Raw genomic sequence first — 17291 nt, forward strand, 5'->3', positions numbered from 1 at the left:
CGGTCGGTCGGCGGCGTACGTGGTGCGTCGGCGTTGCCGCCGCGTACGGTTCGCGACCCTTCACGATACGTGCCGGAGGCCAGGCGTCCAGCGCGGATGCCGGATCTCCTACGACGTTCGATGGCGGCGGTCGTACGGAACGGCGGATTCCGGTGGTCCGCGGGGCCGTTCCGTGCCGTCCGGGATGCCCGCTGCCCTTACCGGGCGGGGCCCGGACCAGGCATCGCGCGGTACGGGGCGCCGTGCGGGTGCGGCGGACGGCCTTTCAGGAGCGTGGCTGGAAGGTGCGGGTGAAGGTCCGCCAGGTATCCCGGCGTTCGTCACCGCTCCAGTCGGCCGCCTTGGCGGTGTACATGATGGCGTAGCCCTGGCTGGAGTCGACCACGAAGCCGCGGTTGGTCACGCGGTACTTGGTGCCGCCCTCGACATACGTGAACTCCCAGTCCGCCGACTCCCAGCCGCGGAAGCCGACGCTCTCTATCCGTATCCGCTCGTACTGGGCCCGGCGCATGGAGCCTTCCTGGTTGCGCCAGTCGGCGGCCGCGTCGCTCTTCGGGGTGCTCGTCCAGCCGATCAGCAGCCGCTGCCCGCCGGGGCCGGTGAACCGCGCTCCGGCGGCGCTCGTGGAGCGGAACGACCAGCCCTCGGGCAGTCCCACGGAGAAGCCCTGGCCGTGCTTGTACGTGGACGCCACCCCGGTCCCGGAGCCCGCGCCGTCGTTCTTGCCCTTGTCCTTGCCGTCGTCCTTGCCCTGGTCCTTGCCGGAGCCGTCCTTGCCGGGGGTGGTCGCCGGGTCCGCCGTCGTGCCCTTGCCCGGGTCGCTGCCCGTGCCGGTGCCCTCGGTGTCCTTGCCGTCGCCGGTGTCCTTGGTGGCGCCGTCCGGGCCGGGGGTCGGGCCGTCGGGCGCGGCGCCGTCCTTCTCGCCGCCGTCCTTGTCGTCGTCACCGGTGGTGGCGCCGCTGGACGCGACCTTGTCGCTGGTCTTGGCCCCGGTCCCGGGGTCCTCGCGCATCACCAGCGCGACGATCCCCGCGATCACCGCGATCGCCACGACCATGGCGATCACCATCAGGGTGCGGCGCGGCACCACATCGGTCAGCGCCGCCCTGGGCGCGGCGGACCCCGTCGCCGACCGGTCCACCGGACCGGAGGCGGAGGCGGACGGTACGGGGGTGCCAGGCCCTCCGGCCGCACCCGTACCGGCGGACCGGCCGGCGGGGGCTCCGGTGGCAGCCCCGGCGTTGTATCCGGCGAGGAGACCGGTCGTCGGCGGGCCGTAGCCGTCATGCGCCGATCCGGCGCCGCCCGGCCGCGCGGGCCGGTCCGTGGCCGGTGCGCCGGACGCGGACGCCCCGACGGCGGGCGCCGGGCGGGGCGGCGGCGGCACCGGGCGGGCCGCTCCGGGCGCGACCGCGCCCGCGGCACCGGCCGCGCCCGCCGCGCCCTTGCGGGCGGACCGCTTCTTGCGTTCGCCCCACCGCTCGCCCTTGCGGTCGCCCACGGACCGGGGGACGACCGGCATGGCGACGACCATCGTCGGATCGCTGCCCGCGGTGACGGTCCCCTCGGGCGCGCTGACGACATGGGTCAGCAGCGCACGCGCCCCGGCGTCGTCGAGCCGCTGCTCGGGGTCCTTGGCCAGCAGCCCGTAGATGACCTCCTCCAGCGGACCCGCGTTCTGCGGCGGGTCGAGGGGCTCGGTCATCACGGCGGTCAGGGTCGCGATCGCGGAGCCCTTGTCGTACGGGGGGATGCCCTCCACGGACGCGTACAGCAGTCCGCCGAGCGACCACAGGTCGGCCGCCGGTCCGGGCCGGTGGCCACGGGCCCGCTCCGGCGAGATGTACGAGGGGGCGCCGACGAGCATGCCCGTCGAGGTGATGGACGGGTCGCCCTCGACCTGGGCGATCCCGAAGTCCGTGAGCACGACCCGGCCGTCGTCGGCGATGAGCACGTTCGACGGCTTCACATCGCGGTGCAGGATGCCCTCGCTGTGGGCGGCGCGCAGCACGTCGAGCACCGCGAGTCCGACCTCGGCGGCGCGGCGGGGTGTCAGCAGTCCGTCCTCGCGGATGGCCTCGGCGAGGGACTTGCCCTCCACCAGCTCCATCACGATCCACGGCCGGTCGTCCTCGTCCACCACGTCGTAGACGGTCACCGCGCTGTTGTTGCGGATACGCGCGATCGCCTTCGCCTCCCGCAGGGTGCGGGTGATGAGACGGCGCTTCTCCTCCTCGTCGATGCTGTTGGGGAAGCGGAGTTCCTTGACGGCGACGGTCCGGCCCAGGATCTCGTCCTGGGCCCGCCATACGGTGCCCATCCCGCCCCGGCCGAGAACATCACCGAGCCGGTAGCGCCCGGCGAGCAGACGTTCGGGGGCGGCGGGGGTGGCGCCGCGGTTCCGGGCGGGGGCGGGCGCGGTCCGGCCGGACTTCGGGGCGGGCTCCTCCCGCTTGACGGGTTCGCTCCGCGCGGGCGCGACGTCCTTGCCGCCGTCCCCGAGGGAGGACTTCCCGGCACCCTTGGCCGGGTCCGGGTCCGGGTCCGGGTTCCGGTTCCCCTCCGTGCCCTTGGCCCTGCCGGGGTCCGAGGCCGGGTTCTTCTCCGTACCGCGGGGCGCGGGGACACCGGCGGGCCCACGGTCGGCGGGTTCCCGGTCCGGGGATTCGCGGTCGACGGGTTCGGCGGGCTTACGGTCGGCGGGCTTACGGTCGGTGGGTTCCCGGTCGACGGGCTTGCGGTCGGCGGGCTTGCGGTCCGCGGGTTCCCGGTCGACGGGCTCGCGGTCGGCAGACCCGGCGGCTTCGCGGTCCGCAGACTTCCGGGCCGCGGGCCCCACGGGTTCCCGGTCCGCGGGCTCGGCAGACCTACGGTCCGCGGGCTCGGCGGGCTTACGGTCCGCGGGACGGCCGGACGGCTCCGCCCCGGAGGGTGACGCCGTCGCCGGGGCGACGGGGGCCGACGGCGAGGGAGCGGCGGCGGGCGGTTCCGCTGATCCCCCGTCGGACTGACTTCCCGACAGACCGGAGGCCGCACCGCCCCGGTCGGACTTCCCGGCACGGCCGGCCGGGGGCAGGGCACGGGGATCGGGCGCCTGGCCCGGCCCACCACTCATGGCCGGCCCACCACTCGTGCCCGGTCGACCGCCCGTGCCCGGTGCGCCACTCGTGCTCGACACGGCGTCCCGTCCGGCGTCACCGTCCTGGTCCGCGCCGGAGCGACCGGCCCGCACGCCGGTCCCCGCTCCGGACCCGGCGGCCCGATCGCCGCCGCGCGCACCGGACTTGCCGAGGATCACTCCGCCCGGCCTGCGGGGGGCCGCCGGGGCGGCCCCGCCCGTGGAACCGGCGCCCGACCTCGTACCGGACTCCTCGTCGTCCCGCTCCCCGGTCCGGGCGTCCCTCTGGTCCTGCCGGGCCTCGCCCTTCTGCTCCGCGTCCGACATGCGTCCCCTCGTGCAACCCGCCCTGACAGAGCCTTCATTGTCCCCCACCGGGGGACCGCCCGACGCCCCGGGTCGGCCGTCGTCGATGATGGCCGGGTCAAGGGAGGAACGGTCGTGCCCGTATCCGGCACCGCGTTGTCGCGGCGTCCCCCGCTCCGGCGGCTCAGCGCGGCAACCGTACGGTACCGGGCTCCGTTCGCCCTGTTGCTGGCCTTGACCCTGCTGTTTCCCGTGCCGGCCGGTTCCGCGCCGCACACGCCTCCGGCGTGGACCGCGCCGACCGTGACGGCACTGTCAGCCACCCTCCCCTCCCTGACCCGTGAGGGCAAGGCCCGGACCGTCGCGGCCCTCGCCACGGCCGGTGACTCCGGCCACTTCGTCCGCACCGGACCCGCCCTCACCCGGGCCGCGCCCTTCCCCGCGGGCAGCCTCACCAAGACCTTCGTCGCGACGGTCGTCCTCCAGCTCGCCGCCGAACGCGAACTGTCGCTGGACGCCCCGGTGGACACCTATCTCCCCGGGCTGATCCGGGGCAACGGCAACGACGGACGGGCCGTCACCCTCCGTCAGCTGCTCACCCATACCTCCGGGCTGCGGGACTTCGCGGCCCGGACCCGGGGGACGGGCCGGGTGTCCGTGGCCCGGGCGCTCTCGATCGCGCTGGCACAGCGGCCCGCCCCGAGAGGCGGGTTCCACTACTCCAACACCAACTACGTGGTCCTCGGCGAGGTGGTCGAGCGGGTGACCGGCCGCTCCTACGCGCGGGAGGTCCGCCGCCGGTTGATCCTCCCGCTGGGGCTGACGGGCACCCGCTTCCCGGCCACCCCCCGGGCGGCGGGCGCGTCCGGTGACCTGGTGTCGACACTGGACGACCTCAACGCCTTCCACACGGCGCTGCTGAGCGGCGCGCTGCTGGCGCCGCCGCAGCTGCGGACGATGCTGGACACCCGGGCCACCGGAGGTGTGTACGGCATGGGTGTCCTTCCCACGGAACTGCCGTGCGGGGTCACCGTCTGGGGCCACGCCGGCCGGATTCCCGGCACCTGGGCCCGCAGCGCGGTCGCCGCCGACGGCACCCGGGCCGTCACCTACCGCACGGACACCGACACACCGCCCCGGCCGGGCGGGGAGCTGCCACTGCTGACGGCCGTGTTCTGCCCGCCCGGCACCCGCCCCACCCCGCCCGAAGACCCACCCGGCCCCTCCTGAACCCGCCCCGCCGACCGGCGGCCCCACCGGCCCCGCCCCGGATTACGGGACAGCTCTTAGCCCAGCGGGACGATGTCGGGCGCGCCGAGGCGTGCCGCGTCGGCCGTGAGGTCGTCGGGCTGCCGCTGGGACTCGCGCTCCGCCTCCACCCGCTTCTCGTAGTGCTGGACCTCCCGGTCGGTCCGCTCCTTGTCCCAGCCGAGCACCGGTGCCATCAGCTCGGCGGCCTCCCGTGCGCAGCGGGTGCCCCGGTCGAACGTCTCGATGGAGATCCGGGTCCGCCGGGTGAGGACGTCGTCCAGATGGCGGGCGCCCTCGTGGGAGGCCGCGTAGACGACCTCGGCGCGCAGATAGTCGTCCGCGCCCTGGAGCGGGGCCGCGAGACCCGGATCGTCGGCGATCAGGGCGAGCACCTCTTCGCTCAGCGAGCCGTAGCGGTTGAGCAGATGCTCGACCCGGACCACATGGAGACCCGTCCGCGCGGCGGTCCGCGCACGGGCGTTCCACAGGGCGCGGTAGCCCTCGGCCCCGACCAGCGGCACGTCCTCGGTGACGCATTCGGCGACCCGCTGGTCGAGCGCGTGGACCGCCTCGTCCACCGCGTCCTTGGCCATCACCCGGTACGTCGTGTACTTGCCGCCCGCGACGACGACGAGGCCGGGTACGGGGTGGGCGACCGTGTGTTCACGGGACAGCTTGCTGGTGGCGTCGGACTCCCCGGCGAGCAGGGGGCGCAGCCCCGCGTAGACGCCCTGGACGTCGTCACGGGTGAGGGGGACCGCGAGGACCGAGTTCACATGCTCCAGCAGATAGTCGATGTCGGCGCTGGAGGCGGCGGGGTGGGCCTTGTCGAGATCCCAGTCGGTGTCGGTGGTGCCGACGATCCAGTGCCGGCCCCAGGGGATGACGAACAGGACGCTCTTCTCCGTACGGAGGATCAGTCCGGTGCTGGAGTTGATGCGGTCCTTGGGGACGACGAGGTGGATGCCCTTGGAGGCGCGGACGTGGAACTGGCCGCGCTCACCGACCATCGCCTGGGTGTCGTCGGTCCACACACCGGTGGCGTTGACGACCTGCTTGGCGCGGATCTCGTACTCACCGCCGCCGCCCTCGACGTCCTGGACCCGGGCGCCGACGACCCGCTCCCCCTCGCGCAGAAAGCCGGTGACCCGGGCGCGGTTGGCGACCTTCGCCCCGTACGCCGCCGCGGTGCGGACCAGGGTGGCGACATAGCGGGCGTCGTCCATCTGGGCGTCGTAGTACTGGAGGGCGCCGGTCAGGGCGTCCTTCTTCAGACAGGGGGCGACCCGCAGGGCGTGGCCGCGGGACAGATGGCGGTGCGTCGGCAGGCCCCGGCCATGGCCCCTGGCCATCGACATGGCGTCGTACAGGGCGACGCCCGATCCCGCGTACCACCGCTCCCACCCCTTGTGCTGCAAGGGGTAGAGGAACGGGACCGGCTTCACCAGATGGGGCGCCAGCCGCTCCAGGAGCAGTCCGCGTTCCTTGAGGGCCTCGCGGACGAGGGCGAAGTCCAGCATCTCCAGATAGCGCAGCCCGCCGTGGATCAGCTTGCTGGAACGGCTCGATGTGCCCGACGCCCAGTCACGCGCCTCCACCAGCCCGGTGGACAGCCCTCTCGTGACGGAGTCCAGCGCGGTGCCCGCGCCTACCACCCCGGCGCCCACGACGAGGATGTCCAGCTCACGCTCGGCCATCCCCGCGAGTGCCTCGGCGCGCTCCGCCGGGCCCAGTGTCGCTGTCCTCACCGCTGCCTCCCGTCCTTGTCCGGGCCGCTCGCGCCCGGTCGCGTACTGCCAGTCGTGCCGCGTCTGTCCTGCTCGTCTGCCCCGTCCCGGCGCCCGCACCTCTCCCGTGTCCGCCCGCCCATCCTCCCCCCGCGTTCCGATTCTCGCCGGGCGGCCCGAGATCCACCACCACCCCTCGTCCACCTGTGGACAACACTCGGTGAATCACCGCCACCCAATACCGCATAACGGTCATATTTACGCCTAGTCTGACATTGCGCTCGCCCATTCTGTCCACAGGGCTTGCGCGACCCTCCCGTTCCGGCTAGAGGGAAGGACGCCTCGCCGTCATGCCCGCAGACCTCGCCGTCATCGGCCTCGGCCACCTCGGCCTGCCGCTCGCCCAGGCGGCGGTGGCCGCCGGAATCGCCACCCTCGGCCATGACCCCGGGCCCGCCCCCGACCGCTCCCCCGCCCCCTGGGGCGACCCCGCCCCGCCCCTGGACACCGGCGTCCTGTCCACCGCCGAACTGCGCCGGATGCTCGCCACCGGCTTCACCCCCACCGCCGACCCCAAGGGCCTCGGCCGGGTCCGTACGGCGGTCATCTGCGTCCCCGCGCCACGCGGCGCGGACGGTTCACCCGATCTCGCCCAGGTGGGTGACGCCGCCCGCGTCCTCGCCGCCCGGCTGCGCCCGCACACCACCGTCATCCTGGAGTCACCCGTCCCGCCGGGCACCACCGAGGACTTCCTCCTGCCGCTCCTGGAGGAGGGCTCCGGACTGCGCGCGGGCCGCGACTTCCACCTCGCGTACTCCCCCAGCCGGATCGACCCCGGCAACCGCGACCACCGCTACACCGCCACCCCCAAGGTCATCGGCGGACTCACCCCCGCCTGCACCGAGTCCGCCGCCGCGTTCTACGGCCGCCTCACCGACAAGGTCGTCCGCGCGCGCGGCACCCGGGAAGCCGAGACGGTCCAGCTCCTGGAGACCAACTTCCGGCACGTCAACATCGCCCTCGTCAACGAGATGGCCGTCCTGTGCCATGACCTCGGCGTCGACCTGTGGGACGTCGTCCGCTGCGCCGAGACCAAACCGTTCGGCTTCCAGGCGTTCCGCCCCGGACCCGGCGTCGGCGGCCACGGTGTGCCCCAGGACCTCGCGGGCCCCCAGTACGCGGTCCGGCCGCTGCGTATGGTCGAACTCGCCCAACAGGTCAACAGCCAGATGCCCCGCTACGTCATCCAGCGCGCCGCCGCCCTGCTCAACGAGCACGGGAAGTCCGCGCGGGGCGCCCGGGTGCTGCTCCTCGGCGTCACCTACAAGCCGGACGTGCCCGACCAGCAGGGCTCCCCCGCGCAGGAGATCGCGACCCGCCTCATGGAACTCGGCGCCTCCGTCAGCTACCACGACCCGTACGTCCCCGCGTGGAGCGTGCTGGACCGCCCCGTCCCCCGGGCCGACTCCCTCTACGACTCCGCCGCCGACGCCGACCTGACGCTGCTCCTCCAGCACCACCGCACGTACGACCTCCAGGGCCTCGCGGTCAAGGCCCAACTCCTCCTGGACACCAGAGGCACCACCCCCACAGGCTCAGCCCACCGCCTCTGACACCCCCCGCCCCCGAAGAACAGCCCCAGGTGGGCGCCCCAAAGGGGCGCGGGGCCGCACCCGAAGAGGCACCGCGAGGAACGCGCCCCAAAGGGGCGCGGGGAACTGCGCAAAACACGAGGACGGCCCCGTACCCGAAGAACAACCGACCAGGGCAGCATCCAGGGGCGCGGGGAACTGCGCACCCACGAACGACCCGCACAGGGACAAGACCGCCCAGCACAGGAAACCCGGGGTCCGGGACCACAAAAAACGGGGGCGCCCCGGCCGACCCCGACCGAAGCACCCCCGAACCGCCCTAGCTCCAGGGCACCGTCACCGCTTGTGCTGAGCGTCCGCCACCGTGACCTCCACCCGCTGGAACTCCTTGAGCTCGCTGTACCCGGTGGTGGCCATGGCCCGCCGCAGCGCGCCGAAGAAGTTCATCGAACCGTCGGGGATGTGCGAGGGCCCGGTGAGGATCTCCTCCGTGGTCCCGACGACCCCGAGGTCGACCCGCTTGCCGCGCGGCACGTCCTCGTGGACCGCCTCCATGCCCCAGTGCAGGCCACGGCCGGGCGCGTCCGTCGCACGGGCCAGCGGCGAACCCATCATCACGGCGTCCGCACCGCAGGCGATGGCCTTCGGCAGGTCGCCGGACCAGCCCACCCCGCCGTCCGCGATGACGTGCGCGTACCGGCCGCCGGACTCGTCCATGTAGTCACGGCGGGCCGCGGCCACGTCCGCGACCGCGGTCGCCATCGGCACCTGGATGCCCAGCACATTGCGCGTGGTGTGCGCGGCGCCCCCGCCGAAGCCGACGAGCACACCCGCCGCCCCGGTCCGCATCAGATGCAGCGCGGCGGTGTACGTGGCGCAGCCGCCGACGATCACCGGCACGTCCAGCTCGTAGATGAACTGCTTCAGGTTCAGCGGTTCGGCGGCACCCGACACATGCTCGGCGGAGACCGTCGTGCCCCGGATGACGAAGATGTCGACACCGGCGTCCACCACGGCCTTGGAGAACTCGGCGGTCCGCTGCGGTGAGAGGGCGGCGGCGGTGACCACACCGGCGTCGCGCACCTCCTTGATACGGAGGCCGATCAGCTCTTCCTTGATCGGCTCCTCGTAGATCTCCTGGAGGCGCCGCGTCGCGGTGTCCGTCTCCAGCTCCGCGATCTCGTCGAGCAGCGGCTGCGGGTCCTCGTACCGCGTCCAGAGCCCTTCGAGGTTGAGCACGCCGAGGCCGCCCAGCTCCCCGATACGGATGGCGGTCTGCGGGGAGACGACCGAGTCCATGGGGGCGGCCAGGAACGGCAGCTCGAAGCGGTAGGCGTCGATCTGCCAGGCGATCGAGACCTCCTTCGGGTCGCGGGTGCGACGGCTCGGGACGACGGCGATGTCGTCGAAGGCGTACGCCCGGCGGCCGCGCTTGCCGCGTCCGATCTCGATCTCAGTCACGTGTGTGGCCTTTCCCTCTGCTGCGTTTCAGCGCCTCCCAGTATCCCCGACCCGCATGCGAAGGGCGGCTCCGGAGTCCTCCGGAGCCGCCCTGCCCGCGCGGTGCCGCGCCTGGGAACGCGGGTAACCCTGCGTGAACTACTTGTGACGGCTGTAGTTCGGTGCCTCGACCGTCATCTGGATGTCGTGCGGGTGGCTCTCCTTGAGCCCCGCCGAGGTGATCCGGACGAACCGGCCCCGGTCCTGGAGCTGGGGCACCGTCCGGCCGCCGACGTAGAACATCGACTGGCGCAGTCCGCCGACGAGCTGGTGGACGACCGCCGAGAGCGGACCCCGGTAGGGCACCTGGCCCTCGATGCCCTCGGGCACCAGCTTCTCGTCGGACGCCACGCCCTCCTGGAAGTAGCGATCCTTGGAGAAGGACTGCCGGTCGCCCCGGGACTGCATCGCGCCGAGCGAGCCCATGCCCCGGTACGACTTGAACTGCTTGCCGTTGATGAACATCAGCTCACCGGGGGACTCCTCGCACCCGGCGAGCAGGGAGCCCAGCATCACGGTGTCGGCACCGGCGACCAGGGCCTTCGCGATGTCGCCGGAGTACTGGAGGCCACCGTCCCCGATGACGGGGATGCCCGCGGCCTTGGCGGCCAGCGAGGCCTCGTAAATGGCGGTGACCTGCGGTACGCCGATACCCGCGACGACCCGGGTGGTGCAGATGGAACCGGGGCCGACGCCGACCTTGATCCCGTCGACACCGGCGTCGATGAGGGCCTGCGCGCCGTCACGGGTGGCGATGTTGCCGCCGATGACATCGACGCCGCCCCCGTTCGACTTGATCTTGGCGACCATGTCCCCGACGAGCTTGGAGTGGCCGTGCGCGGTGTCCACCACGATGAAGTCGACGCCCGCCTCGACCAGCGCCTGGGCCCGCTCGAAGGCGTCCCCGGCGACCCCGACGGCCGCGCCGACGAGCAGCCGGCCCTCGGCGTCCTTGGCGGCGTTCGGGTACTTCTCGGCCTTGACGAAGTCCTTGACGGTGATGAGGCCCTTGAGGATGCCGCTGTCGTCCACGAGCGGCAGCTTCTCGATCTTGTGGCGGCGCAGCAGCTCCATGGCGTCGGTGCCGGAGATGCCGACCTTGCCGGTGACCAGCGGCATCGGCGTCATGACCTCGCGGACCTGCCGGGCGCGGTCCGTCTCGAAGGCCATGTCACGGTTGGTGACGATGCCGAGCAGCTTGCCGTTGCCGTCGGTGACGGGGACACCGCTGATCCGGAACTTGGCACAGATCGCGTCGGCCTCGCCGAGCGTGGCGTCCGGGTGCACGGTGATCGGGTCGGTGACCATGCCCGACTCGGAGCGCTTGACCAGGTCGACCTGGTTCGCCTGGTCGGCGATCGACAGGTTCCGGTGCAGGACGCCCACGCCGCCCTGGCGGGCCATCGCGATGGCCATCCGGGACTCGGTGACCTTGTCCATCGCCGCGGAGAGCAGCGGGATGTTCACGCGGACGTTGCGGGAGATGTACGAGGAGGTGTCGATCTGGTCCGGGGCCATCTCCGAGGCGCCCGGCAGAAGCAGCACATCGTCGTAGGTCAGCCCGAGCGTCGCGAATTTCTCGGGTACTCCGTCGACGTTGGCAGTCATGACACCTTCCCAGATGGGCTTGTCCGTGCGGGATGTCCATGCTAACGGGAAGCGGGCCGCTCTCATTCCATGTTCGCGTCCACCCCTGCTCGTGCGCTCGTCAGCAGGGCAGGGCAACGTCCCGAAAGGCAGCGGAACGCGCCACGAAGGGGGGCGGGGAACTGCGCACCTCACGAGCGACGGCAGAGCAACGAAGTACACCCACCGGACAGACCCAGGAAGCGCAAGCGAAGGGCGCCCAGCGCGGGAAACCCGGGGCGGAACCGAAAGACGGGGCCGGGGCTACTGCTCCGCGAGAGCCCGCAGCCGGCTCAGCGCACGGTGCTGCGCGACCCGCACCGCTCCCGGCGACATCCCCAGCATCTGCCCGGTCTCCTCCGCCGTGAGCCCCACGGCGATCCGCAGCAGCAGCAGCTCCCGCTGGTTCTCGGGAAGATTCGCCAGCAGCTTCTTCGCCCACTCGGCGTCACTGCTGAGCAGCGCCCGCTCCTCGGGCCCCAGCGAGTCGTCGGGCCGCTCGGGCATCTCGTCGGACGGCACGGCCGTCGACCCGGGATGCCGCATCGCGGCCCGCTGGAGATCGGCGACCTTGTGCGCGGCGATCGCGAAGACGAACGCCTCGAACGGCCGGCCGGTGTCCTTGTAGCGCGGCAGCGCGAGCAGCACCGCGACACAGACCTCCTGCGCGAGGTCCTCCACGAAGTGCCGCGCGTCCCCGGGCAGCCGGGACAGCCGCGTACGGCAGTACCGCAGCGCGAGCGGATGCACCCGCGCGAGCAGATCGTGCGTGGCCTGTGCGTCACCGTCGACCGCACGGTGGACGAGCGCACCGATCACCGTGGTCTCGTCTTCGCGCATCGGTCCATGGTGCCTTGACGTCTCGTCGTCCGTGGCACCGCGTCCGTACTTGTGCACCGAAGCGTTATGAGCAGGTGCGCCGGCGCTCATGTCCCGCTCCCTCCCCTTCCGCTCGGTCGGTCCGTCCCCGAGGAACTCCACACCTCAAGGATGCGGCATCGGCCGGGAAACCGGAGCCGGGTGCCGTACCGGCCATCCCCGGGGGGCGGGCGTCGGCCACCGCGCGCGGCCCGGCGCGGCCCGCCCCGCCCGCCGGTGGCGGGCGGGGATCGCCGTACCCCTGGGGCGGCACCCGCGTTCCTAACGGACCAGGCCCCAGCGGAAACCGAGCGCCACGGCGTGCGCGCGGTCCGAGGCGCCGAGCTTCTTGAAGAGCCGCCTGGCGTGCGTCTTCACCGTGTCCTCGGAGAGGAACAGCTCACGGCCGATCTCGGCGTTGGAGCGGCCATGACTCATGCCCTCCAGCACCTGGATCTCCCGCGCGGTGAGCGTGGGCGCCGCGCCCATCTCGGCCGACCGCAGCCTGCGCGGGGCGAGCCGCCAGGTGGGGTCGGCGAGCGCCTGGGTGACGGTCGCGCGCAGTTCGGCGCGCGAGGCGTCCTTGTGCAGATAGCCGCGGGCCCCGGCCGCGACCGCGAGCGCGACCCCGTCCAGGTCCTCGGCGACCGTGAGCATGATGATCCGGGCGCCGGGGTCGGCGGAGAGCAGCCGGCGGACCGTCTCCACCCCGCCCAGTCCGGGCATACGTACGTCCATCAGAATCAGATCTGAACGGTCGGCACCCCAGCGGCGGAGGACTTCCTCGCCGTTGGCCGCCGTCGTGACCCGCTCGACACCGGGCACGGTGGCCACCGCGCGGCGCAGCGCTTCTCGGGCGAGCGGGGAGTCGTCGCAGACGAGGACGGAAGTCATGACCGTCCTCCGGAGCTGATGCGCGTCACCTTGAGCCTCCAGGCTGGTACGAATCGTCACCTGTGCGGTTGACGCTCCCGGACATGTGCCCGAGCGCTTGTTTCCTCAACCGCCTCCGGCCTTCTCAACGATGGTCACCCGAAAGAGTTACGGGTCACTCAGCAGCCTTCGGCACTCTACGTGAGGGCACGGACACTCCCCAGGCACCGCGCGTGACCAGAAAGCTTTCGTCAAGACCTATGCCCCATTTAGCGGCTTTTCTTCACTTTCACCGGTGTCTGCGGCTAGATTCGCAAAGAGTCATATTTTCATCTTCTTCGACAGTAGTTTTGCGTCGTGGGCACTGTCCGCGTCGGAACGGTCGCAAGCTGTACACGCTGAAGGGGACAAGCCATGGCAGATTTCTCCCGCCTTCCCGGACCGAACGCGGACCTGTGGGACTGGCAGCTCCTCGCGGCATGCCGTGGGGTCGACAGTTCGCTCTTCTTCCATCCCGAGGGCGAACGGGGTGCGGCACGGAGCGCGCGCGAGAACTCCGCCAAGGAGGTCTGCATGCGCTGCCCGGTACGCGCCGAGTGCGCGGCGCACGCCCTCCAGGTACGGGAGCCGTACGGGGTGTGGGGCGGGCTCACCGAGGACGAGCGCGAGGAACTGATGGGACGGGCCCGCAACCGGCTGGTCCCGGCGAGTGCGACGGCTTCCGGCCACGGCACGGTACGCCACCACTGAAGGAACGTTTCCCCGTCACCTGAACGGCTCCCCGCGGCGTACCGTTCAGCGCCCCGCGGCCCGCTCCAGCTGGTCCAGGGTCGCCGCGACCGCCGGGACCCTTGCCAGGTCCGGCAGGGTCAGGGCGACGATCTGACGGCGTACGGCGGGCTCCACCGCCACGGTCCGCGCGCCCCCCGGCCGTACCGACTCCAGCGCCAGCTCCGGCAGCACCGCCACCCCCAGACCCGCCCCGACGAGGCCGATCACGGCCGGGTAGTCGTCGGTGGCGAAGTCGATGCGGGGGGTGAAACCGGCGTCCTCGCAGACCTCCACCAGCTGGCGGCGGCAGCGGGGACAGCCCGCGATCCAGGGGTCGTCGGCCAGCTCCCCGATCCCCACGGTGTCCTCACCGGCGAGCGGATGGCCCTCGGGCACCAGACCCACCAGCCGGTCGGCCAGCAGGGGCCGCACCACCAGATCGGACCACTCCCCGTCCGGGCCGCCCGGTCCGGTGGCGGACCCCCCGTAGTGGAAGGCCAGCGCCACATCGCAGTCGCCCTCGCGCAGCATCTCCACCGAACGGGGCGGCTCCGCGTCGACCAGGGACACCCGGGTGCCCGGATGGGCGGCGCGCAGGGCGGCGAGGGCGGTGGGCACCAGGGTCGAGCTGCCGCTCGGGAACGACACCAGCCGCACCCGGCCCGCGCGCAGCCCGGCGATCGCGGCGACCTCCTCCTCGGCGGCGGTCAGCCCCGCGAGGATGCCCGTGGCATGGCGGACCAGGGCCTCGCCCGCCTGGGTGAGCCGCATCTCGCGGCCGGTACGGATCAGCAGCGGGGTGCCGGCCGAGGACTCCAGGGCCTTCATCTGCTGGCTGACGGCCGGCTGGGTGCAGCCCAGCTCGCGGGCCGCCGCCGAGAAGGAACCGGTGGTCGCGACCGCGCGCAGGACACGGAGATGACGGGCTTCGATCACCCTTCGAGCATAACGCGGGCATAAGACAACCTTGGATGCCGGACGGATTCCTGCGCCGACCCTTTGAACGGCCGGGACGGACCGCCGTAGGGGGCGACCCCGAGCCGTCCCGTCCGGCGGCTGACCGCCCACCGACCCCCGCCGACCAGCACGGCGAGCGCCCGACCGCCCACCGGAACCCCGGGGGCGTCCGGGACGGCTCAGGGAGAACCCCGGCGGCCCCCGAACCCGGTGTCCGGGCCGGGCCAGGGGCCGCCCCGATGTCCGGTCCCCCGTCCCGCCGGAACGCTCGGGTCATGTCCAAATGGCCGCGTGTCCGCCGTGTTCTCGTCGTCCTCGGAGTCGTCACCTCCGTCCTTGTCGTGGCCGTCGGCGCGACCGCGCTGTGGCTGTGGCACGACGTGGAGGTGAGTACCGCGGGCGGCACCGTCTTCCGCGACGAGATGGCCGTACCGCCGCTCGCGGCCTCCCGGGTGGACCGGGACGGCACCCGGGTCTTCGACCTGCGGATGCGTCAGGGCACCACGGAGTTCCGGCCCGGCCGGCCCACCCCGACCTGGGGGTTCAACGGCGCCCATCTGGGGCCGACCCTGCGGGCCGCACGCGGTGAGAAGGTACGGGTCGAGGTGAGCAACACCCTCCCCGAGGCGTCCAGCGTGCACTGGCACGGGATGCGGCTGCCCGCCGAGATGGACGGCGGCCCGCACCAGACGGTCCGCGCGGGCGGACGCTGGTCCCCGCACTGGACGGTCGAACAGCCCGCGGCCACCCTCTGGTACCACCCGCACCTGCACGGTTCGACGGAGAAGCATGTCCAGCGCGGGCTCGCGGGGATGTTCCTGCTGGACGACGAGGAGTCCGGCCGCCTTCCGCTGCCGAAACGGTACGGCGTGGACGATCTGCCGGTGATCGTGCAGGACGTCCGCTTCGACGGCGACCGGTTCGACCACGCCCACCGCAGATTCCAGGGCGTCGGTTTCCTCGGCAACCGCGTCATGGTCAACGGCACCCTCGACCCGTACCGCGAGGTCGCCGACGAGCGGGTCCGGCTGCGGCTGCTCAACGCCTCCACCGCCCGCACCTACGACTTCGGGTTCCCCGACGACCGCGCCTTCGACCAGATCGCGACGGACGGCGGACTGCTGGAGCGGCCCGTGGAGCAGCGGCGGATACGGCTGTCGCCCGGTGAGCGCGCGGAGATCGTCGTACGGATGGTCCCCGGTGAGCGGACCGTGCTGCGGAGCTTCCCGCTGCGCGACGGCTACGCGGGAGCCCTGGAACGGCGGTTCGGCGGCGGCCACGACTCCTTCGACATCCTGCAACTGCGCGCGGCGCGGACCCTGCGCCCCTCCCCCGCCCTGCCGGACCGGCTGACCGCACCGGAACTCCCGGACGCGGCGGACTCCGTGAAGGAGCGCCACTTCGATCTCGCGCTGACCGGGATCAACGACAAGCCGATGGACATGGACCGGATCGACGAGGTCGTCACCCGGGGCACCACCGAGACCTGGACGGTGCGCAACGACAACGGGATGCCGCACAACTTCCATGTCCACGACGTGCAGTTCCGGGTACTGGACGTGGACGGGCGCACTCCGCCGCCCGCGCTGCGGGGCCGCAAGGACACCGTGCTGATCCCGAGCGGTTCACGGATGCGGCTGGTCCTGCGGTTCGACGGGACCGCCGACGAGGACACCCCGTACATGTTCCACTGTCATCTGCTGAGCCATGAGGACCGGGGCATGATGGGCCAGTTCGTGGTGGTCGAGCCGGGCGGTACGGCACGCGCGCCGGAGGCCGGGGACCACGGCGGACACTAACCTTGCCCCATGACTACGGCTCTGATCACAGGTTCCACCGCGGGTATCGGTGCCGCGTTCGCCCGGCGGCTGGCCGCCCAGGGGCATGACCTGGTGCTGGTGGCACGCGATACGAAGCGGTTGCGTGAGCAGGCCACCGAGCTGCACGACCGGCACGGGATCGAGGCCGAGGTACTGACGGGCGACCTCTCGACGGACAGCGGGATCGAGGGCGTCGCCGAGCGGCTCACGGACCAGCGGCGGCCGGTCGACCTGCTGGTCAACAACGCGGGCTTCGGCAACAAGGGCCGCTATCTGGACGTCCCGATGGCTGATGAGCTGACCATGCTGAAGGTGCACTGCGAGGCGGTCCTCCGGCTGACCTCCGCGGCGAGCGGGGCGATGCGGGAGCGGGGCCGGGGGGCCGTGGTCAATGTCGCCTCGGTCGCCGCGTTCCTTCCTCGTGGGACGTACGGGGCGTCGAAGGCGTGGGTGGTCCAGTTCACCCAGGGCGCGGCGAAGGATCTCGCGGGGTCGGGGGTACGGCTCATGGCGCTGTGCCCCGGGTTCGTACGCACCGAGTTCCATCAGCGGGCCGGGATGGGGACGGACAACATCCCCAGGTGGATGTGGCTGGACGCGGACAAGGTGGTCGCGGCGGCGCTGTCCGATCTCGCGCACGGGAAGGTCGTGTCCGTCCCGGATCCCCGTTACAAGGCGCTGATGGGCCTCGCGAAGCTGGCGCCCCGCCCCTTGCTGGGCGGGGTCACGTCCCGCACGGGCCGCAAGTACGGTCCCCGTTAGCCGGGTCCGTCCAGCGGGTCGCCTTCGCTTGCGCTTCCCAGGTCCGTCCGGCTGGACGAACTTCGTTGCTGTGCCGTCGCTCGTCGTTTTCGCGCAGTTCCCCGCGGGTCGCCTTCGCTTGCGCTTCCCA

12 protein-coding genes are annotated in these 17291 nt (G+C 72.5%); 5 read left to right on the top strand and 7 right to left on the bottom strand.

Translation table 11 applies throughout. The features are described from left to right. Positions 1 to 265: 265 nt before the first annotated feature. Positions 266 to 2320 carry a serine/threonine-protein kinase gene (locus AB852_RS26970; protein WP_107499375.1) on the bottom strand — a complete coding sequence of 685 codons (2055 nt, stop codon included), beginning with the start codon at positions 2318 to 2320 and terminating at the stop codon, positions 266 to 268. Between the two features lie 1407 nt (positions 2321 to 3727). Between AB852_RS26970 and AB852_RS26975 the strand changes: the two genes are divergently transcribed. After that, positions 3728 to 4654, top strand: a complete 927-nt coding sequence (locus tag AB852_RS26975; RefSeq protein ID WP_245876941.1) for a serine hydrolase domain-containing protein — start codon at positions 3728 to 3730, stop codon at positions 4652 to 4654. A gap of 56 nt (positions 4655 to 4710) precedes the next feature. On the opposite strand, the gene AB852_RS26980 is transcribed toward AB852_RS26975, so the two are convergent. After that, positions 4711 to 6423, bottom strand: coding sequence for a glycerol-3-phosphate dehydrogenase/oxidase (locus tag AB852_RS26980; RefSeq protein ID WP_073792826.1), 1713 nt, complete (start codon positions 6421 to 6423; stop codon positions 4711 to 4713). Positions 6424 to 6752: 329 nt separating this feature from the next. Here AB852_RS26980 and AB852_RS26985 point away from each other — a divergent pair, with 329 nt between their 5' ends. After that, a complete protein-coding gene (locus AB852_RS26985) occupies positions 6753 to 8015 on the top strand; it encodes a nucleotide sugar dehydrogenase (RefSeq protein WP_073792827.1) in 1263 nt (420 codons plus the stop codon). A 315-nt stretch (positions 8016 to 8330) separates the two neighbouring features. On the opposite strand, the gene AB852_RS26990 is transcribed toward AB852_RS26985, so the two are convergent. The 4 genes from AB852_RS26990 to AB852_RS27005 all read right to left on the bottom strand — a co-directional run bounded on the left by AB852_RS26990 (position 8331) and on the right by AB852_RS27005 (position 12872). Then, positions 8331 to 9455, bottom strand: coding sequence for a GuaB3 family IMP dehydrogenase-related protein (locus AB852_RS26990; RefSeq protein ID WP_073792828.1), 1125 nt, complete (start codon positions 9453 to 9455; stop codon positions 8331 to 8333). 138 nt (positions 9456 to 9593) lie between these two features. Beyond that, entirely contained in the window at positions 9594 to 11102 is a 1509-nt protein-coding gene (guaB, locus tag AB852_RS26995) for an IMP dehydrogenase (protein ID WP_073792829.1), read from the bottom strand. Between the two features lie 282 nt (positions 11103 to 11384). Further along, positions 11385 to 11960 carry a sigma-70 family RNA polymerase sigma factor gene (locus AB852_RS27000; RefSeq protein WP_073792830.1) on the bottom strand — a complete coding sequence of 192 codons (576 nt, stop codon included), beginning with the start codon at positions 11958 to 11960 and terminating at the stop codon, positions 11385 to 11387. A gap of 300 nt (positions 11961 to 12260) precedes the next feature. Beyond that, positions 12261 to 12872 (bottom strand): response regulator transcription factor, encoded by a 612-nt coding sequence (locus tag AB852_RS27005; RefSeq protein ID WP_003948568.1) that lies wholly within the window; start codon positions 12870 to 12872, stop codon positions 12261 to 12263. 393 nt (positions 12873 to 13265) lie between these two features. Between AB852_RS27005 and AB852_RS27010 the strand changes: the two genes are divergently transcribed. Then, the gene (locus tag AB852_RS27010; RefSeq protein ID WP_073792831.1) at positions 13266 to 13601 is read left to right on the top strand and encodes a WhiB family transcriptional regulator; all 336 of its coding nucleotides are present in this window, start codon (positions 13266 to 13268) and stop codon (positions 13599 to 13601) included. Between the two features lie 45 nt (positions 13602 to 13646). On the opposite strand, the gene AB852_RS27015 is transcribed toward AB852_RS27010, so the two are convergent. Continuing rightward, positions 13647 to 14558: a LysR family transcriptional regulator gene (locus tag AB852_RS27015; protein WP_073792832.1), complete on the bottom strand. Its 912-nt coding sequence runs from the start codon at positions 14556 to 14558 to the stop codon at positions 13647 to 13649. A 296-nt stretch (positions 14559 to 14854) separates the two neighbouring features. Between AB852_RS27015 and AB852_RS27020 the strand changes: the two genes are divergently transcribed. Together AB852_RS27020 and AB852_RS27025 are read left to right on the top strand one after the other, a co-directional pair. Next, a complete protein-coding gene (locus AB852_RS27020; protein ID WP_073792833.1) occupies positions 14855 to 16378 on the top strand; it encodes a multicopper oxidase family protein in 1524 nt (507 codons plus the stop codon). A gap of 9 nt (positions 16379 to 16387) precedes the next feature. After that, positions 16388 to 17161 carry an SDR family NAD(P)-dependent oxidoreductase gene (locus tag AB852_RS27025; protein WP_073792834.1) on the top strand — a complete coding sequence of 258 codons (774 nt, stop codon included), beginning with the start codon at positions 16388 to 16390 and terminating at the stop codon, positions 17159 to 17161. Positions 17162 to 17291 lie beyond the last annotated feature (130 nt).

The organism is Streptomyces uncialis, from assembly GCF_001905345.1.
GTDB classification, from domain to species: domain Bacteria; phylum Actinomycetota; class Actinomycetes; order Streptomycetales; family Streptomycetaceae; genus Streptomyces; species Streptomyces uncialis.